This window comes from Alcaligenes sp. 1735tsa3 (assembly GCF_024134565.1).
Taxonomy (GTDB): Bacteria; Pseudomonadota; Gammaproteobacteria; order Burkholderiales; family Burkholderiaceae_B; genus Alcaligenes; species Alcaligenes phenolicus.
This window is the reverse complement of record NZ_CP099862.1, coordinates 500,996-522,376: the sequence shown is the minus strand read 5'-3', so window position 1 is coordinate 522,376 and position 21,381 is coordinate 500,996. Positions and strand designations below refer to the sequence as shown.

Genomic DNA, 21,381 nt, shown 5'->3' with positions numbered 1-21,381 from the left:
ACGCCCTCCTCAAATCAATCCGTGCTTACGTGCCTTATTTATCGCGTTGGTACGAGACGGAACCTCCAGCTTGCGATAGATGCTTTTTATATGGCACTCGACGGTATTGCGCGATATATACAACTGATCGGCAATAGCCTGATTAGACAGGCCGTTAGCAATCAGGCCCAGTACCTCGGTCTCCCGCGGACTGAGCATCATCGAATTTGATTGTGTCGGGCGCGGAAGACGTCCAGCTAACTCTTCCATGATGTACTGGGCGACAAATGGATCTATCGGCGAGCCTCCACGAAACACAATTCCGATCGATAAAGATAGCTCTATATCCTCACGCTCTTTGAGCAAGTATCCCGTTGCACCCGCGCGGACGGCCTCAACAATCAGATCGGGCTTGCTCCAGGCGGACAGGATAACAAGCGGCACATCAATCCCCTTGGCACGTAATTCGGCAATCAGCTCAATCCCGCTGCCATCAGGTAAGCCAATATCCACCATGACCAACGAGAACGATCCGGTCTTGATGAATTCACGGGCTGCCCCTAAAGAGCCGGCAATGCATACCGCCTGCGTAGGCAAGTCCATTCCCTTCAGAATACGTACTAACCGAGCTTGCATTAGTTCGTCGTCTTCCACGATCAAAATGGCCTCAGGTTCGAGGCCCGTACCCCTTGCACAGAAGTCCTTAAGCATCGCGTTTAGCCCCGTAAATTGATCATTCTATGGGTAGAGCATCCCACCGACAATCACCAGAAACGGGGATTGTCTGGCCTTATATCCAAAAACTTCTCGACACAAGCCATATCCCCCGCCCAGCCCCCAGAAATCATTTAGAGCGATTAAAAGCCGGATTGGACTGCCGGCTATCCATCCAAAAACGCACTCGTATGAAAAATCACGGTTTTCAGTGATTCCACGCGGCCCCCTCCCCCCTCAAAATTCTGAATGCTGAGGGCAGCATGCCCCTAATCGTTCTAGCCATGGATGGAAAAATTCATGAAAAACAATATTGTCTGTTTTCTCTTGCTTGCATTGCCATTTTTTTCTTCTCACGCCGCGTTACGAGGGGACGGCCAACGGAAAGTCGAGTTCAGGGCCGTGATCGAAAATCTGGATTTAAACAACTCCTTCTCCTACTGGCAGCTCATTGAGCGCGTTGAGTACGTCAGCGCAGACCTTTACAGAATCCATGCAGGCCACTGCTTCATCGATGTTTCGCTTACAACCATCCCCTTTCCTGAGGGCTTTGTGGGCGCGCGCCAATTCGAGTTGAGCTATAGCGAAAAACAATGCCCGGAAGAATAAATTCCCCCACACCCCAAGAAAGGAACTAATAATGAACACCTTCTCTATCTCGGTACTGACACTCATGGCCAGCCTTGTAGTCGCTATAGCGCCGGTACAAGCCAAAGGCTCTCAATCCGAAATGGACCGACTAAACCAGGAGTACAACGACGCCCAGTTTTGCGCAGCACTGCTCAACAAACTTGGGGGAGATGAAAACAAGAAAAAAGCCTCTCTAGCACTGGCTGAGGCCAAAAACATAGCACCTGAAATAGGCAACATTACGGCGGACGACTTCAACGAGTCGTACCGTGCGCTCGAGGGAATCATAAAAACTGCAGATCAGAATGAAATGCAGCAATTTACTGAACTCTGCACGAAACGCTGGTAAAAACCGAGGCAAGCTCAGCAGAGACGGGAGTCCTGAACAAGGTAAAAATTACCATTTAAAACGTCGGCTCTCCCGGTCACCAACAAAACGTACACCGTTGTTGTGCGTCACCGCTACATGTAGTTCAGTTTGAAGCGTCGCTTGAAATGCTCACTGCGCCACCAGCCCTTGCCGCTTTGCACCGGTTTGTTATCGGTATTGAACAGATCAATACGCTGCACAATCACGGCCTGGTTCTCCTTGATCCAGAGCTGCTTGGCCATGTCTGCCGACGCGTTGGCCATGCTGATCTCTTCTTGCGCATGCTTGATGGGCACGTTCAGCACGCCAGTCAGCATCTCTACCATGGTGTGTGTTTCCAGAGCCTGTTGCTCGATACGTTCTCCTATCGAGCGTAGCAAGTAGTTCTCAGCAAAATAAAGGGGCACCGCTGACCTGTAGCGCACCGCTTGCAGCTTATAAACCGGCTCATCGGAAGCGAAAAACTCAGCAATGTCCGCTGGCGGGGCGACCAGCCCCCAGCTGGCAATCTGGGTGGTGGTGTCTTTGCCCAGCTGCACCAGATCATTGATGGAGCTCAGCTCCCAGGAGCCGGTGTTCTTGCGTTCCAGCACAAAGGAGCCTCGGCTGGGAAAACGCTCGATCAAGCCATTGCGCGTCAAGATCGCCAGGCCCTGGCGCACGGTGATGCGGCTGACGCCGAACATCCCCCCTAGCTCGGCCTCCGTAGGCAAGCGGTCGCCGGGCTTCAAGCGACCGTCCTGGATATAGCGGGTCAGCTTGTCGGCAAGCTGCTCATACAGTGGTTTTGTACTCACTTTTTTATCTCATCCCTGTTGATGACGCTCTGCTGCTGGCTCTCCCTACGTGCTGTGTTCCACCTGCGGTATCAACAGAAAATCGTTGGTTCCCCTGCCAGTAAGCCATCTTCTTATTCGCGTTCCAGCAGGCCTTTGATCAGAAACATCTCGGCCTCATGGACACAGGAAATTTGCTCCCATGCCGCATCGCTTTGTGTAGCCAAACGCCAGGTCAGCAAGCTCACTACACATTTGTCTGCGCCCAGCTTGAGCACCTCGCCTGGGATAACGCGCGACATATTACGAAACTGCATCGCCTCCTTGCTGGCGCCCACCTCGTAATCCACCTGAAAGCGGTCTGCATCCACATTCAGGCGCACATAGGTTTCCTGGCCGCTAAAGACCGAGGTCCCCTTGAACAGGCCCGGTTCCACTTCGCTGCGATTCGCACTGCCCCAGGCCCACTGACCTTGCAAGATGCCATCGGACATGATTTCAAAAGCGACCTTAGCCGGGCGCTCCACCAGGATGCTACTGGAATGACAATGTGGATCTTTCACGTACTTGCTCCTGTGACGAATGCTTATTGTTATGACAATGTTTTTATTGTCATGCCAAAGGAAAACCGAGACTAGACGGGAAAACACGTACAGTTCAGCGAAAGATTGTCCATAACAAAGCCGCTGCCTCTCAACCCGGAGACGCAGCGGCTTTGAAACCTGAAGCAAAGCGCTATCAGGCGATGGACTACTGTCTGTTATGTCCTAACTTGCTGTCACCCACTGCTGGATGAAAGCGCGCAGCTCGTCGGGGCTGGAGGCCACACCCCCGGGTACGCGATAGACCTTTTCCAAAGGCCCCACCATCTCCTGCAGGGCAGGCAGATTAGCAGGGTCATCGCACATCATCACAATCCCGCGGCAATAACGACCGAAGCCTTCACGATGTGCCTTTAACCACAACACCGCTTTCTTGCGCCCTTCCGGGTCGCCGGGAGTGGAAGGATCGGGCAGGCTTTCGTAGACCAGAACGAACTCTTTTTCGGCCTTGATCAGGGTTTCCATATCGTCCAGCCATTGCATGGCCAGCTCCAGGGTCAAGGGAAACTCGCGCACCCTTGCTATCGGCAAAGCGGATGTATCCAGAAACTGGGTGGAAAAGTCAGGAGAAATGTCTTGCTCACTCATTGCTAAAGCTCCTTGAATCAGGGCTGTCATGCCCAATTGCAATATGCCCTCCATCTCGACCTCCTCCACGACCCGTTCCACGGCTGCACGTGGCTCCCGGCCAGCCACGGCATAGACCGTATCGGCAACCGCCAGGCAATGAAAGGCCACCGTTCCCATCAAGTAACGCGAGCGCTCAAAGGACACGCCATAAGCCTGGGCAATGTGCTCTTGATGTTCCCGGATCTTGTCCAGCATGGAAGGAGTCGCCACCAGCCTGCGTATCACATAGGGCGTGATGCCCGGATTGGCTTTCACAAAAGCCTGTGTCGCCGCACTGAACAGCTGCAGATAGTCTTCCAGGCTGCCTTGAACTGGAGTCGTGGCTCGAGGCACTTGCCAGCGGCTGAAAATTTCTTCGGCCACCAGTTGTTTAAGCCCTTCCAGATTGCCCACATGCTTGTACAGCGCCATCTGGCTGACACCCAAAGCGGCCGCTACCCCCACAAAGGTGATGTTGGGCAGGCCAATCTGAATACCAGCGTCGGCAATCCGTGCTCGGGTGATGGTGGGAGGACGTCCGCGTGGCGCGGGCGCCTGAGGGGTTGGCATATCTATGTTGACCCTTTTGATGACAGCAGCGCGGTAGTACCTGCCACTGCCTCTTATTTAATTTATGAAACTCTACTAATTAGAAGCCTAGTTTACATCCACGATAATGATTCTCAATATCATTTTTTGCAAAGCGAGTGTTCCTCCTGATGAAGTCGCAAGACATCGACCTGAACGAGCAACAGCGTAACCCGATTCCTCCCGCCCTATCCTGGCAAAGATAGTCAGGCACAGAGACTTTTCACGCCTGAAAACCGTGTGACAGCCCCTGCCCGTTCCACCTCTCATTTCTGGTTTTTAACCTAAATTGGTCAGACCAATTAATTGGATAAAAAATTGTTTATTCTTGAATCGTTAGGGTAAACACTTAGATTCAATAAAATAATCCTTTCTATACAATGCGCTCTGTTCTTGACGATCTCAAGAAATGGTCAGACCAATTTAACGACCTTCAGGCTCGCTTGCGATACAAGCGCCTCCCATTTGCTCCTGCGGAGATAGAACAACATGCAACAAGCGTGGCTGCAGCAATACGATCCCACCGGCAATATCTGGCTGTCGGCACTGATCGCCCTTATTCCGATCATCTTTTTTTTCCTGGCCCTGACCAAGTTGCGCATGAAGGGGTATCTGGCAGGGACGATTACCGTCTTGCTGGCCCTGGGCGTTGCCCTGTTTTTCTATCGCATGCCGGTTTCCACTGCGCTGGCCTCGGTGGTGTATGGCTTTTTCTATGGGCTGTGGCCGATCGCCTGGATCATTGTGGCCGCCGTTTTTCTGTACAAGATTTCGGTCAAGACCGGTCAGTTCGACATCATTCGCGCCTCCATCCTGTCCGTCACGCCTGACCAGCGCCTGCAACTGATTCTGGTGGGCTTTTGCTTTGGCGCCTTCCTGGAAGGGGCAGCCGGTTTTGGTGCGCCCGTTGCCATTACTGCCGCCTTGCTGGCTGGCCTGGGTTTCCGCCCCTTGTACGCGGCCGGCCTGTGCCTGATTGCCAATACCGCCCCGGTGGCGTTCGGTGCCATGGGTATTCCTATCATCGTAGCCGGTCAGGTATCGGGTATTGATCCCTTTGAAATCGGCCAGATGGCTGGTCGCCAACTGCCTTTCATGACGGTGATCGTGCTGTTCTGGCTGATGGCCATCATGGACGGCTGGCGCGGTATCAAGGAAACCTGGCCTGCCGTACTGGTCGGTGGCGGCTCCTTCGCGCTGGTGCAGTTCCTGACCGCCAACTACATTGGCCCCGAGCTGCCGGACATTACCTCGGCTCTGGTTTCCCTGGTTGTGCTGACCCTGTTCCTGAAAGTGTGGCAACCCAAGCGCATCTTCCGTTTTGAAACACAAGAAGGCTCGCCTGCTCAGGACAATCTGGCCGATCAGGCCCCTACCGTGCTGAGCACTGGCCGCATCATCAAAGCCTGGTCGCCCTTCATCATCCTGACTGCCATGGTCACGATCTGGAGTGTGCAGCCCTTCAAAGCCTTGTTTGCTGCCAATGGCCCGCTGGCGTCGACCATCGTGAATATTCCTGTGCCCTTCCTGCACAATCTGGTCGACAAGGCTCCACCCGTCGTGGCCTCGGCCACTCCGTATGGCGCGGTCTACTCCTTTAACTGGCTCTCTGCCACCGGCACCGCCATTCTGATTGCCGCCTTGCTGACTATCCTCTTTTTGCGCATGAAACCCGCAAAAGCGGTGGAAACCTTGGGCGAAACCTTCAAGGAACTGGCTGTACCGATCTACTCGATTGGTATGGTGCTGGCCTTTGCCTTTATCGCCAACTACTCCGGCCTGTCCGCAACTTTGGCGCTGGCCCTGGCTCACACCGGCAAAGCCTTCACCTTCTTCTCGCCCTTCCTGGGCTGGATCGGTGTGTTCCTGACTGGTTCCGACACCTCTGCCAACGCCTTGTTTGGTGCCTTGCAGGCAACCACGGCACAGCAGCTGGGTCTGCCTGAAGTGCTGATGGTGGCCGCCAACACCACAGGTGGCGTGACCGGCAAGATGATCTCGCCCCAGTCGATCGCCATTGCCTGCGCGGCAGTGGGTCTGGCCGGCAAAGAATCCGATCTGTTCCGCTTTACCGTGAAACACAGCTTGATCTTTGCGGTTCTGATTGGCCTGCTGACTACCCTGCAAGCCTATGTGTTACCTTGGATGATTCCCTAAGGGCCCGCCCTCATCCTTCATCTGCAAGGCGCGTATACGCGTGCCTTGCAGATTTATTTTTCCGGTATCTCAAGAACTATGCGCCTCTCTGATCACGTTGCCCAACAATTGCTGGCGCTGATTCAATCCAGCGATTTCAAGGCCGGGCAAAGACTGCCTGCCGAGCGTACGTTGGCAGCTCAATTGAATGTGTCGCGTGCATCGCTGCGCGAGGCTATTCAGCAACTGAACAGCCAGGGCATTTTGCGCAGTCAGGTGGGTTCAGGCACTTACCTGGCCTCCCAAACGCCCCAATGGACCCAGCGCTCGGTAGACCCGCTGGCCGCCCTGATGCTGTCCGATCCCCAGTACCGTTACGACGTGCTGGAAGCGCGCATTGCTCTGGAGAGCAGTACCACCTGGCACGCCGCCCTGCGTGCCTCGCCCGAAGACAAGGACAAGATCCTGCAATGCTTCGAGCAAATGATTCGCTACCAGCAAAGCGGCGATACCGTGCAGTCCGCCCGCGCCGATGCCCAGTTTCACCTGGCCGTGGCCGAAGCCTCGCACAATCTGGTGCTGGTTCAGGTCATGCGGGGCCTGTTTGATCTGGTGCTCAGCAGCGTGACGCAAAACCGGGACATCATCATGTTCGTGCATGACTCACCCGAGACCATTGTCAATCTGACGGCGCAACACGAAGCCCTGGTCAAAGCCATTGTCGATGGCGATCCCGCTCAAGCACGCCACGTTGTGAACGAACACCTGGGCTACGTACGCAACACCCTTCTTCAGGCTGACGAAGACCTTGCACGCCGCGAACGTGCCGCGCGCCTGCAAACCCCTCCTTCCGTCTTATCCGACCCGACTCTGCCATGATTATTTCCTCCTCGACCGACTACCGGCGTGCCGCCCAAAAACGACTGCCTCCTTTCCTGTTCCACTACATTGACGGCGGTGCTTACGCCGAGCACACGCTGCGCCGCAATGTGGACGATCTGGCCAATGTCGCCCTGCGCCAGCGTGTCCTGAAGGACATGAGCCAGCTCGATACCAGCATTGAGCTGTTTGGTGAAAAACTGTCCATTCCGGTGGCCCTGTCCCCGGTAGGTCTGACAGGCATGTACGCGCGTCGAGGGGAAGTCCAGGCTGCCCAGGCAGCCGATGCACATGGCATTCCCTTCACCATGTCGAGCGTGTCAGTCTGCCCGATCGAGGAAGTTGCCCCGCGCCTGAAGCGGCCCATGTGGTTTCAGCTGTATGTGCTGAAGGACCGCGGCTTCATGCGCAATGCACTGGAACGCGCGCAAGCAGCAGGCTGCAGCACCCTGGTCTTTACCGTAGACATGCCCGTACCGGGCGCCCGTTACCGCGATGCGCATTCGGGCATGAGCGGCCCGAATGCCGCTCTGCGTCGCTATGCACAGGCTGTCATGCACCCGCGCTGGGCCTGGGATGTCGGTCTGCTGGGTCGCCCGCACGATCTGGGCAATATCTCGCGCTACCTGGGCAAGCCTACGGGTCTGGAAGACTATATGGGTTATCTGGGCGCGAACTTTGACCCCTCGATTTCCTGGAAGGATCTGGAGTGGATACGCGAATTCTGGAAAGGCCCCATGCTGATCAAAGGGATTCTGGACCCCGATGACGCCCGCGATGCCGTGCGCTTTGGTGCCGATGGCATCATCGTCTCGAATCACGGCGGCCGTCAGCTTGACGGCGTCTTGTCCTCGGCACGCGCGCTGCCTGCCATTGCCGATGCCGTCAAAGGCCAGATCAAGATTCTGGCAGATTCGGGTATCCGCAGTGGCCTGGACGTGGTGCGCATGATTGCGCTGGGTGCCGACGCTGCCATGCTGGGCCGCGCCTACATCTATGCCTTGGCCGCCGCCGGGCAATCCGGCGTGGACCACCTGCTGGGCCTGATTGAAAAAGAAATTCGGGTCGCCATGACACTGACCAGTGTCAGCAGCATTTCCCAGATCACCTCTGACCTGCTTGTACAGGAGTCTTGACCATGTCAGTTTCCACCAGCGCTGCGGATTTGTTGCAGCAACTGCGCTCTATTGTCGGCAACCCTCACGTCCTGACGGACGACCGCAGCACGCGTCGTTACCGCAAGGGCCATCGCACGGGTGAAGGCAAGGTATTGGCCGTTGTGCGGCCCGGAACGCTGCTGGAACAATGGCGCAGCCTGCAAGCCGCTGTCGCTGCCGATTGCATCGTGATCATGCAGGCGGCCAACACCGGCCTGACAGGCGGCTCCACCCCCGACGGGGACGACTACGACCGCGACATCGTGCTGATGAACACCATGCGTCTGCAAGGCATACAAGTCATCAACGATGGCCAGCAAGTTGTCTGCCTGCCCGGTGCCACGCTGGACCGTCTGGAACAGACCCTGGCCCCGCTGGAGCGTGAACCCCACTCGGTGATTGGCTCCTCGTGTATCGGCGCCTCTGTGCTGGGCGGTGTTTGCAACAACTCCGGCGGTGCGCTGGTACGACGCGGCCCGGCCTACACGGAATTGACGCTGTACGCGCAAGTGCTGGACGATGGCACCCTGCAACTGGTCAATCACCTGGGCATCAATCTGGGAGATACCCCGGAAGAAATTCTGAGCCGCCTGGAGCAAGGCAAATACAGTGTTGCGGATATCATCAACGACCCGGAACGCAGGGCCAGCGACCCACGCTACGCCGACGATGTGCGCGATGTGGATGCCCAGACCCCGGCTCGTTTCAATGCCGACCCTTCGCGCCTGTATGAAGCCTCCGGCTCGGCCGGCAAGTTGTGCATTTTTGCCGTGCGTCTGGATACCTTTCCCAAAGAAGCCAGTACTGTTTTCTACATCGGCACCAATGACCCGAACGAGCTCACGGCCGTGCGCCGTCACCTGCTGACGGAACTGCCCCGCCTGCCCATTGCGGGCGAGTACATCCATCGCACCGCCTACGATATTGGCGAGCAATACGGCAAAGACACCTTCTTGCTGATCGACCGTTTTGGTACCGCCAAAGTGCCATCCGCCTTTGCCATGAAAAGCCGTGTGGATGGCTTTTTTGAGCGCTTTGGCTGGCGCGGCGTCACTGATCGCGTAATCCAGGCCATCATGAACCGCCTGCCCAGCCACCTGCCGCCGCGCATGCGAGAATGGCGCGACCGTTTCGAGCATCACCTGTTGCTGCGCGTCTCCAACGACACCGCGCAGGCCACGCGCGAATTTCTGAGCCAGCAATTTGAAGGCAGCCAGCAAGGTGCCTATTTCGAGTGCGATGCCGAAGAAGGTCGCAAAGCCTTTCTGCACCGCTTTGCCATTGCCGGTGCCGCCATCCGCTACCGCGAGGCGCACCCCGACAGCGTGGAAGATATTGTGGCGCTGGACATTGCCTTGCGCCGTAATGACAAGGAATGGGTGGAGCAACTGCCGGACGATATGGAAAAAGACATCGTCCACAAGCTCTATTACGGCCACTTCCTGTGCCACGTATTCCATCAGGACTACATCGTCAAAAAAGGCGTGGTTCCTCTGGATATGGAACACCGCATGTGGAAGTTGCTGGATGAACGCCGTGCCGAATACCCGGCCGAGCATAATGTTGGCCACCTGTATATCGCCAAACCTGCCCTGGCCGGCTTCTACCGCGAGCTGGATCCAACCAACACCTTCAACCCTGGCATCGGCCACACCTCGCGCCGCAAATGGTGGAGTGTGTGCTGCGGCGGCAAACACGACTAGCCCCCCTTTTTCTTGAAGGCACTCACGGGCTGCAAGCCATTCCCTTGCTTGCAGCGCGGTCCGCCCCTTCAATAAACCGTCCTTCATGCAAACCAGCAGGCCCCCAAGCTCGACTTGGTGGGCCTGTTTTTTTGTGCATTGTGACAAACAGAACACAAAAATATTCTGCCGCCTTTCCTATTTAGTTTAATAGGTTCCACTAATTCAAAATTTAGATTACATTATCGATAATGATTCTCAATACCTTATATTGAAGAGCCGAATTCTCCGGCTTTTTAGATACTTACCACCGCTCATGACCACTCGTGAAACTGCTACGGACGTGCGTAAAGAGCCTGGCCCCATCAGCCAGATCCTCAGCTCTATACGCTCACGTCTGATTGTTGCCGCCGTTCTGGCGGCCTTGGGTTCAATGCTGACCCTGGTGCCTTTGGCCGGAATCGCCCATATCGCCAAGCTGACTTTGGGCAATACCCTGTCTGGCGAGCTGCAAGGCGATATAGGCTGGGCGGTGCTATTGAGCATCATCAGCATGTTTGCAGGCCTGGCCCTGATCTCGGCAGGCGAGCTGCTGGCCCACCTGGCCGACAATCAGCTGACACGCGGTCTGCGCCTGAGTGCCGCCCAGAGGTTATCCAAAGTGCCGCTAGGCTGGTTTACCGGCCAGGCTTCAGGCGAAGTGAAACAAGCCATGCAGGATGACATCGCCACCCTGCACAGCCTGACCGCACACTTTTATACCTCGGTCGGCCGCGCCGTCGGTGCTATTGCGATCTCGGTGCTGTACCTGTTCGTCATGGACTGGCGTATGGCCATCGTGGCTTTGCTGCCCTTCCCCGGTTTTTTCCTGTTCCTGCGCCACGCCATGAAAGCCAGCAGCGCGAACATGCAGGGCTTTGTCGAAAAACTGGGTCGCTTGAACAGTGCCACCGTGGAATTTGTCAGCGGCATTCCCGTGGTCAAGGCCTTTGGTTCCAATGGGCAGGCACATGGCGGCTATAGCAAGGCCGTGGATGGCTTTGCCGACGCCTTTCTGAACTTTGCCCGCCCTTTGGTGGCCCGCATGGCTCACGCCCATGCCATGATCGCTCCAGTCACGGTTCTAGGTGTCGTGCTGATCTTCGGTGCCCTCTTCAGCTATTTGAACTGGATTGCCCCGGTAGACATTCTGCCCTTCGCCCTGGTGGCTCCCGGCATTTGCGCCCCCCTGCTCTTGTTGCATACCCTGCTGCACGATCTGGGCGGGGCAACGGGTGCGGCACAGCGCGTACAAGCTTTGATGCAAACCCCCGTACTGGAACCGCTGAGCACTGATCAGCAACAAGTCCCGGCAAGTCAGGAAGTGCGGGTCGAAAACGTCAGCTACGCCTACGGCGAAGGCCATCAGGCACTCAGCAATATCAGCTTCACCCTGGAACCGGGCACAGTCACCGCGATCGTGGGCTCTTCCGGTTCCGGAAAATCCACCATCGCCCGCCTGCTACTGCGCTTTTTTGACCCCAACGAGGGCCGCATCACCCTGGGCGGAGCCGATCTACGCCAGATTGAATCCACCGAACTTTACCGCCGCATTGGCTTTGTGCTGCAAGAGGTGCGCCTGATCAATGCCAGCGTGCGCGAGAACATTGCGCTGGGCCGCCCCTCGGCCAGTCAGCAAGAGATTGAAGATGCCGCTCGCGCCGCCAATATTCACGACCGTATCTTGACCCTGCCTCGTGGCTACGACTCTGTCGTGGGTGAAGACGCCCAACTCTCGGGCGGCGAGCGTCAGCGCGTCAGCATTGCGCGCGCTGTCCTGCTGGACCCACCCATTCTGGTGCTGGACGAAGCCACCGCCGCTGCCGATGCCAGCAATGAAGTGGCTATTCAAGATGCTCTGTCACGCTTTGCCCAAGGCCGCACCTTGCTGGTCATTGCTCACCGCCTGGACACCATCATGCACGCGGATCGCATTCTGGTGCTGGAAGACGGCGCGATTGTGGAGCAAGGCAGTCACACCAGCCTGCTGGCTGAACAAGGCCGTTACGCACGGCTCTGGACCCTGGGTGGCTACGACAACCGTTCCAAGGACACATCATGCTAAAGACCCTGATTCAGTTGCTGGGTACGGATGCCCCCATTTTCCGCCGCTATGGCTGGATGGCTGTTTTATACGGCCTGCTGTGCGGCCTGACCATGACTACCTTGGTCCCCGTTTTCACTCATCTGCTCAATGGCGAACCCAAACAAGCAGGCGGCTGGTTGCTGGTCCTGCTGCTTGGCGTGGCTGTCTGCTGGGCTTGGCGCCGCCATGTGGAGCAAGCGGGTGTAAATGTTGGGGCCGCCATCCTGCAAGGTGGCCGGCATCGTCTGGGCGAACATATCGCTCAACTGCCCGTAGGCTGGTTCTCCGCTCAAAACACCGCGCGACTGGGGCACATCGTCACTCAAGGCATGATGTCGGTGGCCCAATTACCTGCACACGTCTTCACCCCGCTGATCGCCGGAGTTGTGACGCCGCTTGTGCTGGTCGTGGCGCTGTTCATTCTGCATTGGCCGCTGGGTTTGATTGCCCTGATCGCGTTGCCTTTGCTGGCGGGTGTTCTGGCACTGACCGCCCATTTGGGACGCAAGGCCGATGATGCCTTCCAGGCTCATTTCGCCCATGCCAGCCAGCGTGTGGTGGAGTTTGCCCAAGCCCAATCCGTGCTGCGTGCCTTCAATGGCGAAGGCGGTGGCACCCGTCTGCTGGAAGAAGCGATTGAACGCCAACACCAGGCGGGCAAGAAACTGATCTGGCAATCCACGGCCTCGGCGGTACTCAATGCCTGGGCCGTACAAGCAGCCTTCGCGACCTTGCTGATTGCCGCCACGCTTTGGCTAAACAGCCATACGGGTCTGGGCCTGAGCAGTGCAGAAGTCATCGCCGTCATCGTGTCCTTGCTGCTGAGCGCACGCTATATCGACTCCTTGCTGGAAGTGGCCAGCTACGGTGAAGTGCTGCGCGGTGCACGCGGCCAACTTGATGCGATTCAAGAACTGTTTGCCGTTCAGCCCCTGCCCGAACCCGCTTCGCCCCAAACTCCAAGCGACGGCTCGATTGTCCTGAACAATGTGCATTTCAGCTATGCCGCCGACAAGCCCGATGTACTGAATGGCGTCAGCCTGAACATTGCACCTGGCAGCATGGTGGCCTTGATCGGGGAATCCGGCTCGGGCAAAACCACACTGGCTCGTCTGATTGCCCGCTTCTTTGATGTCAGCCAGGGCAGTGTCTCCATAGGAGGCGTGGATGTACGCCAGATCGGCAGCCCCGTACTGGCCACGCAAATCAGCCAGATTTTCCAGGACGACTATCTGTTCGCAGGCAGCATTGCCGAGAACATACGCCTGGGAAAACCGGATGCAACCGAGTCCGAACTGATGGAAGCGGTAGAACAAGCCGGTGTCAGCGAAATCATCGCGCGCTTGCCAGAAGGTCTGAACACAACGGTGGGCGAAGGCGGGGCCCGCCTGTCCGGGGGCGAGCGTCAACGCATCGCCATTGCGCGCGCTCTGATCAAGAACGCCCCCATTTTGCTGGTGGACGAAGCCACCGCCGCACTGGATGCCGAAAACCAGGCGGCCATTGCCCAGGCTTTGGCCCGTCTGCGTGGCAAGCGTACCCTGATCGTGATTGCTCACCAACTCTCTACGGTAGCCATGGCCGATCAAATCGTGGTGCTGGAAAACGGCCAGATTATCGAGCAAGGCCCGCCGGCCCAACTGCGCGAAACCCAAGGCCGTTATGCCCACTTCCTGAACCAGCGTCATGCCGCCAAAGGATGGCGTATTGCCACCGCAGCCCAGAATAACGGTGTGTGATGCGAGCTAGATCTTTTGTGCTGGTGTTTCTGATCTTGTGCAGCCTGTCTTTGCTGATAGGTGCGAGGCAAATCAGTTGGGCACAATTATGGAGTTTTTCAGGCGATGCCTGGCTGACACTGAGCGCCAGCCGCCTGCCCCGTCTGGCGGCGCTGGTCTTGAGTGGTATAGGCCTGTCTGTCTGCGGGGTGATCTTGCAGCACATTGTGCGCAATAAATTTGTGGAACCGGCCACCTCGGGCGGGCTGGATGCCGCCAAGCTGGGCATTCTGATCGCCCTGACTCTGGCCCCCACCAGCGGCACATTGGGCAAGCTGCTGTTTGCCCTCTTGTTCTGCTTTGCCTCCAGCCTGATCTTCATCGCTGTGGTACGCCGCATCCGCTTCAAGAACACCGTGCTGGTGCCGGTGATTGGCTTGATGTATGGCGGTGTGCTTAGCGCCATTGCCGAGTTCTATGCCTACCAGCACCAGATTTTGCAAAGCATGCAGGGCTGGATGCTGGGCGACTTTTCCAAGATCGTGCAGGGCAACTACGAAATCATTTATTTGGTCCTGCCCATTGTGTTGCTCACCTATCTGTATGCGCATCGCTTCACAGTGCTGGGCATGGGCGAAGGCATGGCCACCAGCCTGGGCCTGAACTATTCCGCCACCGTGGCCCTGGGTTTGATACTGGTTGCGGTTACCGTCTCGGCCACGGTCATCACCGTGGGAGCCATCCCCTTTATTGGTCTGGTCATCCCCAATCTGGTGGCGCTGCGCTATGGCGACAACCTGGGCCGTACCTTGCCCATTGTGGCGCTGGGTGGTGCCAGCCTGCTGCTGGCTTGCGACATTCTGGGCCGCCTCATTATCTACCCGTTTGAAGTCCCCATCGGCCTGACCGCCGGCGGCGTGGGTGGCCTGCTGTTTCTGTTCCTGATCTTCTGGAGGAACCGATGAAACGGCAACATCTGGTCTGGATCCTGTTGCTGGTGCTGGCACTGAGCTTTGTGTTCTATCGCTCCGGCCTGGACTTCGACTACATCATCCCCAAACGACTGAACCGCTTGGCAGCCATGGTCATTGGCGGCATCTGCATTGCCTGGTCCTCGATTATTTTCCAGACCATGACCGGCAACCGGATTCTGACGCCCGCCATCATGGGATACGAAGCGGTTTACCTGCTGTTCCAGTCCCTGCTGATTTTGCTGCTGGGCACACAAAGCCTGGTGATGCTGGGCGCCAATGGCAATGTGGTGCTGTCCATTGTGCTGATGCTGGCCTACTCGCTGGCAATCCATCACTGGCTGTTTCGCCAGGGCAAGAACAATGTGTATTTCCTGCTGCTGATGGGGCTGGTGTTGACCATGATCATCAGCACCTTCACCCAGTTTGTGCAGCTAAAGATCAGCCCCGGCGAGTTCTCCATTTTGCTGGGTTTTAGCCAGGCGTCCTTTAACCGGGCCGAGCCTTTGCAACTGCTGGTTTCCGCCCTTCTGGTGGGGGGCATTTGCCTGGGCAGCCTGCGCAGCTTGCCCACGCTGGACGTGCTGTCTTTGGGCCGCGAACAAGCCATTTCTTTGGGTGTCGACTATCGCCGTACCGTGCGCATCCAGCTGGCACTGATTGCTGCCCTGGTGGCTATTTCGACCAGCCTGCTCGGGCCCACTGCCTTCATGGGGATTTTTGTAGCCAACACCAGCTATGCGCTGGCCCGCAGCTTCCGACACCGAATCACGCTGCCGCTAGGCTGCGCCATCGCCATCGTCATGTTTTTGCTGGCACAGATAGCGGTGGAACACATTTTCAATTACCGCACGACCGTCGGGATACTCGTCAACCTGGTGTGTGGCGCGTACTTTCTGGGACTGATGGTTCGTACCCGAGGCACTGCATGATTACGATCAATCAGCTCTCCAAACACTACAAGAAGAAAACCGTGCTTTCCAAGGTCAGCACACAGTTCCCCGCCGGACAGCTCAGCTCCCTGATCGGCCCCAATGGTGCCGGCAAAACCACCTTGCTGATGAGTATCGCCCGCTTGCTGGAGACCGACGAAGGCCAGATCCAGCTGGACGGCCGCAACATTGCGGATATACGTATTGCCAACTATGCGCGCCGGGTAGCCACCTTGCGCCAATCTCCTGATTTCAATTTGCGCCTGACCGTGGAAGAACTGGTCGCCTTTGGCCGCTTCCCCTATAGCCGGGGCGTGCTGACGGATGAAGATCAACAAGCCATCTCCGACGCTATTCAGTTTCTATCGCTAGAACCCTTGCGCCAGTCCTATCTGGACGAGCTGAGCGGTGGCCAGCGACAGATGGCTTTTCTGGCCATGACCATTGCCCAGCAAACCGACTATTTGCTGCTGGATGAGCCGCTGAACAATCTGGACATCAAGCACGCCGTTCAGATCATGCGCGCCTTGCGACGGCTCTGTGACGAGTACGGCCGTACCGTGATTCTGGTGGTGCATGACATCAACTTTGCCGCCAACTATTCCGATCACATTGTGGCCATGAAAAACGGTGCGCTGTACTGCGCAGGACCGGTGTCAGAGGTCATCACGCAAGCACGGCTGACCGAACTTTATGGCCTGGATTTCGAGATTACGCACAGCGAGCGTGGCCGCCTGTGCAATTACTTCACCCCATCAGGAGAACTAGCATGATCGCCAAACACAGATACGGGCTGATAGCCCTGTTTGTGGCCGCCAGCTTTGCCTTGCAAGGCTGCGAGAAAAAGACCCAGGCAGCGGCGGAAACCCCGGCACCGCAAGCCGCCGTCAGCCCGCAGGCCAGTGCCCGCTATGAACCGATTGTGGTTGAACACAAGCTGGGCTCGACACGCATCGAAAAACTGCCACAACGCGTCGTGGCGCTGGACATGAACGAAGTGGATTTTCTGGATGCCTTGGGTGTCCCGGTGGTGGGCATGCCCAAAGACTTCATCCCGGCATTCCTGCACAAGTATAAAAATGCCCCTGAAATCCAGGACACCGGCGCAATTGTGCAACCCAATGTGGAACAGGTGTACGCCGCCAAACCGGACCTGATTCTGATCACCTCCTTGCAAGCCAATCACTACAAGGAACTGAGCCAGATCGCCCCCACCATTCACTTTGACGTGGATTACCGCGATAGTCAGGTCAACCACATTGAAGTCATCAAGAATCACCTGCTGACTCTGGGCTCGATTTTCAAGAAAGAAGAGTTGGCCCAACAAAAAGTGGCCGAGCTGGATGCCAAAGTCGCCCAGGCCAAAGAAATCACCCAGGATCGTCCTGAAAAAGCCCTGATTGTTCTGCATAACAACGGCTCGTTCAGCTCCTTCGGGGTGCAGTCCCGCTACGGTTTTGTATTCAATGCGCTGGGCGTACAGCCTGCCAGCCCGACGGTAGAAACCGGCCTGCACGGACAGCCTGTTTCCAGCGAGTTCATCCAGCAAGCCAATCCGGACATCATTTACATCATCGACCGTACCGCCGTAATGGAACGTCGCCCTGCCCTGAACGCCGACAGCCTGAGCAACCCGCTGCTGCGTGAAACCAAAGCCTGGCAAAACGGCCGTGTGGTATTTGCCAATGCCGAAGCCTGGTACGTGACTGCCGCCAGTGTCACCTCGCTGAAATTGATTATTGATGACGTGATCAAGGCCTACCAACACCCATGATCTAACGGTTTTTACACGGGCAAATAGACAGTAACGCGACTCAATCCAATTTCTATTTGCCTTAATCAAAGCAAAGAAACACACCCCGCTACATAAAGGAAACTGGCATGTACACACCACGCCACAATGGGACGTTTGCGCCCTCGATACGTAAAATCGGCAGTTCCAGCCGCTCCGGCTTTGCCCTGGACCGCACTTTCAGCGCCGTGCAAATGGCATTAATACTGGGTTTGGGAGCCAGCGCGCTGGCCTTGATGGCCTCGACTGCGCAGGCACAAAACAGTACGGCTGCCCAGGCTGATGAAGTCGTCACCCTGCCATCCGTTACCGTCAAAGGTCAGCGTGACAAGACTGTAGAAAGCTATGCAGGCGGACAAGTCGCCACCGGCGGACGTGTCGGCTTGCTGGGCACCAAAGACTTCATGGAAACGCCCTTCAACACCATCAGCTACACCGAGCAATACATAGCCGATCAACAGGCGCGTGACATCAGCGAAGTGATCGCCAAAACCGACCCCAGCGTGTTCATGAGCGGCATCGCAGGCGAGAGCAACGAAAGCTACTCCATCCGCGGCTTCCGTTCCGATGTGGGTGATGTCACCGTCAACGGTCTGGCCGGGATGGGCGGCTACTACCGCAACTCGCCCGAAGCCTACGAGCGCGTCGAGGTCCTGAAAGGCCCCTCGGCCCTGCTTAACGGCATGCCGCCCAAAGGCTCGGCAGGCGGCGCCGTCAACCTGGTCACCAAACGCGCCGGCGACGATCCCCTGTTTCGCGTAACAGGCAGCTATATGTCCGACTCGCACTTTGGTGGCCACGTGGATCTGGGCCGTCGATTTGGCGAGGACAAGCAGTTTGGTGTACGCCTGAACACAGCCTACCGCGATGGTGAAATTGCCGTCAAAGACCAGGACAAGAAAATTACCCAGACCTCTTTGGGCCTGGACTGGCGCGGTGAGCGTGTCCGCTTGTCTGCCGACCTGTTTCACAGCAAAGACCGCGCCTACGGCCTGACGCGCGGCCTGACCTTGAATCCCGGCGTAGAACTGCCCAAACCACCCAAACCCGATGTGTCGTGGAACCCGCCTTGGGCTTTTTACGACACCACCGATAAAGGCGCCATGATCCGTGGCGAGTTCGATCTGAACGATCAATTCACCGCTTACGCCGCCGCCGGTATCAGCCGTACCAAATTCAGATCCAATATGGGCGCTGGTCAGGTGATCAATAACGCAGGCGACTTCAGGATCAACTTCAGCGGCGTGGCCGACGAGATGCGGCGCAAAACCGCTGAAGTGGGTCTGATGGGTAAGCTGCAAACCGGCCCGGTCAGCCATCAATTCGCGATCAACGCCACGCAGTACAACGAAGACTACGACCTGAGCGGCTTCCGCAACCTGCTGCCCACCGCATGGGAAACCAATATCTACGATCCTGTCTGGGGTCCAGAGCCTTCCTTGCCGAACAATATTCCGCTGATCAGCACCACTAAAACTCGTTTGAAGAGCATCGGTTTTGCTGACACCCTGTCCTTTGCCGAGGACCGCGTACAAGTGACACTGGGCGCACGCCGTCAGCAAGTGATCAACGAGAGCTTTAATGGCACCACCGGCCAGCGTACAGGCGAGCGCTACAAGGAAAGCGCAACCACTCCCGCCGTCGCTTTCCTGGTGAAAGCCACTGATCAAGTCTCGGTCTACGCCAACTACATCGAAGGCTTGTCCCAAGGCGCGATTGCTCCCAACACCGCCGCCAATGCAGGTCAGGTTTTTGCCCCCTTCAAAACCAAGCAGAAGGAAGTGGGCCTGAAGCTGGATCTGGGTGACTTTGCCCATACCCTGGCCCTGTACGAAATCAAGCGCCCCAGCAGCTATACCGACCCATTTACCAACGTGTTCTCCTTTGGTGGCGAGCAACGCAACCGGGGCATTGAATGGGGCTTTTTCGGCTCCCCCATGGAAGGTGTGCGCTTGATGGGTGGCGTGGCTTACTCCGATCCGGAAATCACCAAAGCCGCCAACCCGGCTGAAGAGGGCCGCCAGGCCACGGGCCTGCCCAAGTGGCAAGCCAAGCTGGGCGTGGAATGGGATGTACCCAACTTGCAAGGTCTGACCGTGATGGCCAACGCCACCACCTCATCCAAGCAATACCTGAGCGCGGACAACTCCCTGTCCATCCCCGGCCATACCGTGTTTGATCTGGGCGCACGCTATCGCACCAAGATCTCCGGCCGTCCGCTGACCTTGCGGGCGACGGTGAATAACGTAGCGAACAAGGCTTACTGGGCCAAGCCGCACTTCACCAGCCTGGGTGTGGGCGCACCACGGACTTTCATGTTGTCAGCAACGATGGATTTCTAAGCTGAAGAGCTGAATTTGATGACAGGGCCTTGTTGCAGCTGAGTGGTGTGACAAGGCCCTTGTTTGATGACAAGCAGATGCTGCCATCGGTATTTTCAGGTGAGCTCACCAGCGGTCGACTCACCAGTCAGCTAAGTGGCGTACAACTGAGCAATTTCTTAAGCCACGAAGCACAACAGGTGAATATCTTCCGGGTCCAGCTCAAATAAACGCGGGTCTGGCTCTGGCGCGATTTCAAAGCCGTGAGCCATATAAAAATCCACCGTATTCACCGAAGGCGTGGCCGAGGCATAGACCGCCTTCGCACCCCACTTAACAGCCTGCTTCTTGGCCTGATCCAGCAACCATACGCCCATCCCCTGCCCGCGCAAGGACTGGCTGACATGCAGAAAGAACAACTGACGCCACTCCCCCTGTGGTCCCAAGGGCAGGCTGTCCAGGCCGACGGCGGCCAGCAGGCTATCACCCTTGAATACGCCCATGAACCAAGAACCGCGATGAAAGGCGTCCTCATGTTCCGGGTGATATTTCTCCGGGTCACCTTCCGGCCAACCCCGCAAATCAATATCAGCCGCTTGCTTGTGCAAGACGCCATCGCGCAGCTCGTACAAACCGTCAATCCGTTCACTACGGTCTATAGACCACAACAGATTCAGTTCGGTTTCTTTCAAAGGGCGCAGCGTCAAGCCTGGAGGTAAAGAGGGCATGGTAATCAAGGTGATGTATTTCGGGTTTGTAGAGGATTGAATCCGCCTCAACGCTCAACCAGGGAACTCGCCTGGCCAAGTCCCGCATGAAACTTGCCCCCTGAGTGAACGCGTCCGATTATAGGCGTACATCGCTCTGAATGCCTCGGCGAACAGGACGGCGCAAGACCGTAGCAGCTCGCAAATCGGGCTGTGGATCACGATCCTCTGCCCGCGCCAGCGTACTTAAAATCGAGCAGTCAGGCTGTTCATCACCCGGACAACAACCAATGGATGCTTCCAGCGCCAAGGCCATGTCCTGCATGTTTTTAATGCGGCTGCTCAGCTCAGTCAGATGCTGTTGAGCGACCCGCTTTACATCTGCACTCTGACGCGACGGGTCGTGCCACAGGCTCAACAAATCACCAATGGCTACCATAGAAAATCCCAGATCGCGAGCACGTCTTATAAAGCGCAAGCGCTCCACATCTTTTCGGCTATACGTCCGGTAACCCGCAGCAGTGCGCTCGGTTTCCGGGATAAGGCCAATCTGCTCGTAATAACGAATCATTTTGGCCGACACTTTGGATACCTTGGAGGCTTCACCAATATTCATCTTGCTCCCCTTGCTCAATGAAAGGACTCGAAAGTCGGGTGTCAGTGATGGCAAAAGGTGGCAGGCCTTGTCCAAAG

The 21,381-nt window shown here is 56.8% G+C and carries 19 protein-coding genes; 13 read left to right on the top strand and 6 right to left on the bottom strand.

Annotated elements, in window-relative coordinates:
* Positions 1–9: 9 nt before the first annotated feature.
* Positions 10–633 carry a response regulator transcription factor gene (locus tag NIZ92_RS02345; protein WP_321216923.1) on the bottom strand — a complete coding sequence of 208 codons (624 nt, stop codon included), beginning with the start codon at positions 631–633 and terminating at the stop codon, positions 10–12.
* 360 nt (positions 634–993) lie between these two features.
* On the opposite strand from NIZ92_RS02345, the gene NIZ92_RS02340 reads away from it, so the two are divergent.
* Together NIZ92_RS02340 and NIZ92_RS02335 are read left to right on the top strand one after the other, a co-directional pair.
* Positions 994–1,302, top strand: a complete 309-nt coding sequence (locus tag NIZ92_RS02340; RefSeq protein ID WP_083054226.1) for a hypothetical protein — start codon at positions 994–996, stop codon at positions 1,300–1,302.
* 31 nt (positions 1,303–1,333) lie between these two features.
* The gene (locus NIZ92_RS02335) at positions 1,334–1,672 is read left to right on the top strand and encodes a hypothetical protein (protein WP_083054227.1); all 339 of its coding nucleotides are present in this window, start codon (positions 1,334–1,336) and stop codon (positions 1,670–1,672) included.
* 113 nt (positions 1,673–1,785) lie between these two features.
* On the opposite strand, the gene NIZ92_RS02330 is transcribed toward NIZ92_RS02335, so the two are convergent.
* The 3 genes from NIZ92_RS02330 to NIZ92_RS02320 form a co-directional block, all read right to left on the bottom strand.
* On the bottom strand, positions 1,786–2,490 hold the full coding sequence (locus NIZ92_RS02330) for a GntR family transcriptional regulator (protein ID WP_083054228.1): 705 nt from the start codon (positions 2,488–2,490) through the stop codon (positions 1,786–1,788).
* A gap of 113 nt (positions 2,491–2,603) precedes the next feature.
* On the bottom strand, positions 2,604–3,032 hold the full coding sequence (locus NIZ92_RS02325; protein WP_035271368.1) for a hypothetical protein: 429 nt from the start codon (positions 3,030–3,032) through the stop codon (positions 2,604–2,606).
* Positions 3,033–3,236: 204 nt separating this feature from the next.
* A complete protein-coding gene (locus NIZ92_RS02320) occupies positions 3,237–4,250 on the bottom strand; it encodes a TetR/AcrR family transcriptional regulator (protein ID WP_254002642.1) in 1,014 nt (337 codons plus the stop codon).
* 507 nt (positions 4,251–4,757) lie between these two features.
* Between NIZ92_RS02320 and lldP the strand changes: the two genes are divergently transcribed.
* The 11 genes from lldP (at position 4,758) to NIZ92_RS02265 (ending at position 20,002) form a co-directional block, all read left to right on the top strand.
* On the top strand, positions 4,758–6,425 hold the full coding sequence (gene lldP / locus NIZ92_RS02315; protein WP_035271369.1) for an L-lactate permease: 1,668 nt from the start codon (positions 4,758–4,760) through the stop codon (positions 6,423–6,425).
* A 78-nt stretch (positions 6,426–6,503) separates the two neighbouring features.
* A complete protein-coding gene (gene lldR / locus NIZ92_RS02310; RefSeq protein ID WP_009462556.1) occupies positions 6,504–7,283 on the top strand; it encodes a transcriptional regulator LldR in 780 nt (259 codons plus the stop codon).
* Positions 7,280–8,419 (top strand): FMN-dependent L-lactate dehydrogenase LldD, encoded by a 1,140-nt coding sequence (gene lldD / locus NIZ92_RS02305; protein WP_026484948.1) that lies wholly within the window; start codon positions 7,280–7,282, stop codon positions 8,417–8,419. The genes lldR and lldD overlap by 4 nt, the downstream gene beginning before the upstream one ends.
* A 2-nt stretch (positions 8,420–8,421) precedes the next feature.
* Positions 8,422–10,143, top strand: coding sequence for a D-lactate dehydrogenase (dld, locus tag NIZ92_RS02300; RefSeq protein ID WP_254002641.1), 1,722 nt, complete (start codon positions 8,422–8,424; stop codon positions 10,141–10,143).
* A 295-nt stretch (positions 10,144–10,438) separates the two neighbouring features.
* Complete coding sequence (locus NIZ92_RS02295) at positions 10,439–12,226, top strand: ABC transporter ATP-binding protein (protein ID WP_254002640.1); 1,788 nt, start codon at positions 10,439–10,441, stop codon at positions 12,224–12,226.
* Positions 12,220–13,986, top strand: coding sequence for an ABC transporter ATP-binding protein (locus NIZ92_RS02290; RefSeq protein WP_254002639.1), 1,767 nt, complete (start codon positions 12,220–12,222; stop codon positions 13,984–13,986). Before NIZ92_RS02295 ends, NIZ92_RS02290 begins: the two co-directional genes overlap by 7 nt.
* Complete coding sequence (locus NIZ92_RS02285; protein ID WP_254002638.1) at positions 13,986–14,930, top strand: ABC transporter permease; 945 nt, start codon at positions 13,986–13,988, stop codon at positions 14,928–14,930. The genes NIZ92_RS02290 and NIZ92_RS02285 overlap by 1 nt, the downstream gene beginning before the upstream one ends.
* Complete coding sequence (locus tag NIZ92_RS02280; protein WP_254002637.1) at positions 14,927–15,868, top strand: iron chelate uptake ABC transporter family permease subunit; 942 nt, start codon at positions 14,927–14,929, stop codon at positions 15,866–15,868. Before NIZ92_RS02285 ends, NIZ92_RS02280 begins: the two co-directional genes overlap by 4 nt.
* Complete coding sequence (locus tag NIZ92_RS02275) at positions 15,865–16,641, top strand: ABC transporter ATP-binding protein (RefSeq protein WP_254002636.1); 777 nt, start codon at positions 15,865–15,867, stop codon at positions 16,639–16,641. Before NIZ92_RS02280 ends, NIZ92_RS02275 begins: the two co-directional genes overlap by 4 nt.
* The gene (locus tag NIZ92_RS02270; protein ID WP_254002635.1) at positions 16,638–17,642 is read left to right on the top strand and encodes a siderophore ABC transporter substrate-binding protein; all 1,005 of its coding nucleotides are present in this window, start codon (positions 16,638–16,640) and stop codon (positions 17,640–17,642) included. Before NIZ92_RS02275 ends, NIZ92_RS02270 begins: the two co-directional genes overlap by 4 nt.
* Positions 17,643–17,749: 107 nt before the next feature.
* Positions 17,750–20,002, top strand: coding sequence for a TonB-dependent siderophore receptor (locus tag NIZ92_RS02265; RefSeq protein WP_254002634.1), 2,253 nt, complete (start codon positions 17,750–17,752; stop codon positions 20,000–20,002).
* A 158-nt stretch (positions 20,003–20,160) separates the two neighbouring features.
* Here NIZ92_RS02265 and NIZ92_RS02260 read toward each other — a convergent pair whose 3' ends face one another.
* The gene (locus NIZ92_RS02260; RefSeq protein WP_021447025.1) at positions 20,161–20,709 is read right to left on the bottom strand and encodes a GNAT family N-acetyltransferase; all 549 of its coding nucleotides are present in this window, start codon (positions 20,707–20,709) and stop codon (positions 20,161–20,163) included.
* Positions 20,710–20,827: 118 nt separating this feature from the next.
* Complete coding sequence (cueR, locus tag NIZ92_RS02255) at positions 20,828–21,304, bottom strand: Cu(I)-responsive transcriptional regulator (protein WP_254002633.1); 477 nt, start codon at positions 21,302–21,304, stop codon at positions 20,828–20,830.
* Between the last annotated feature and the right edge of the window lie 77 nt (positions 21,305–21,381).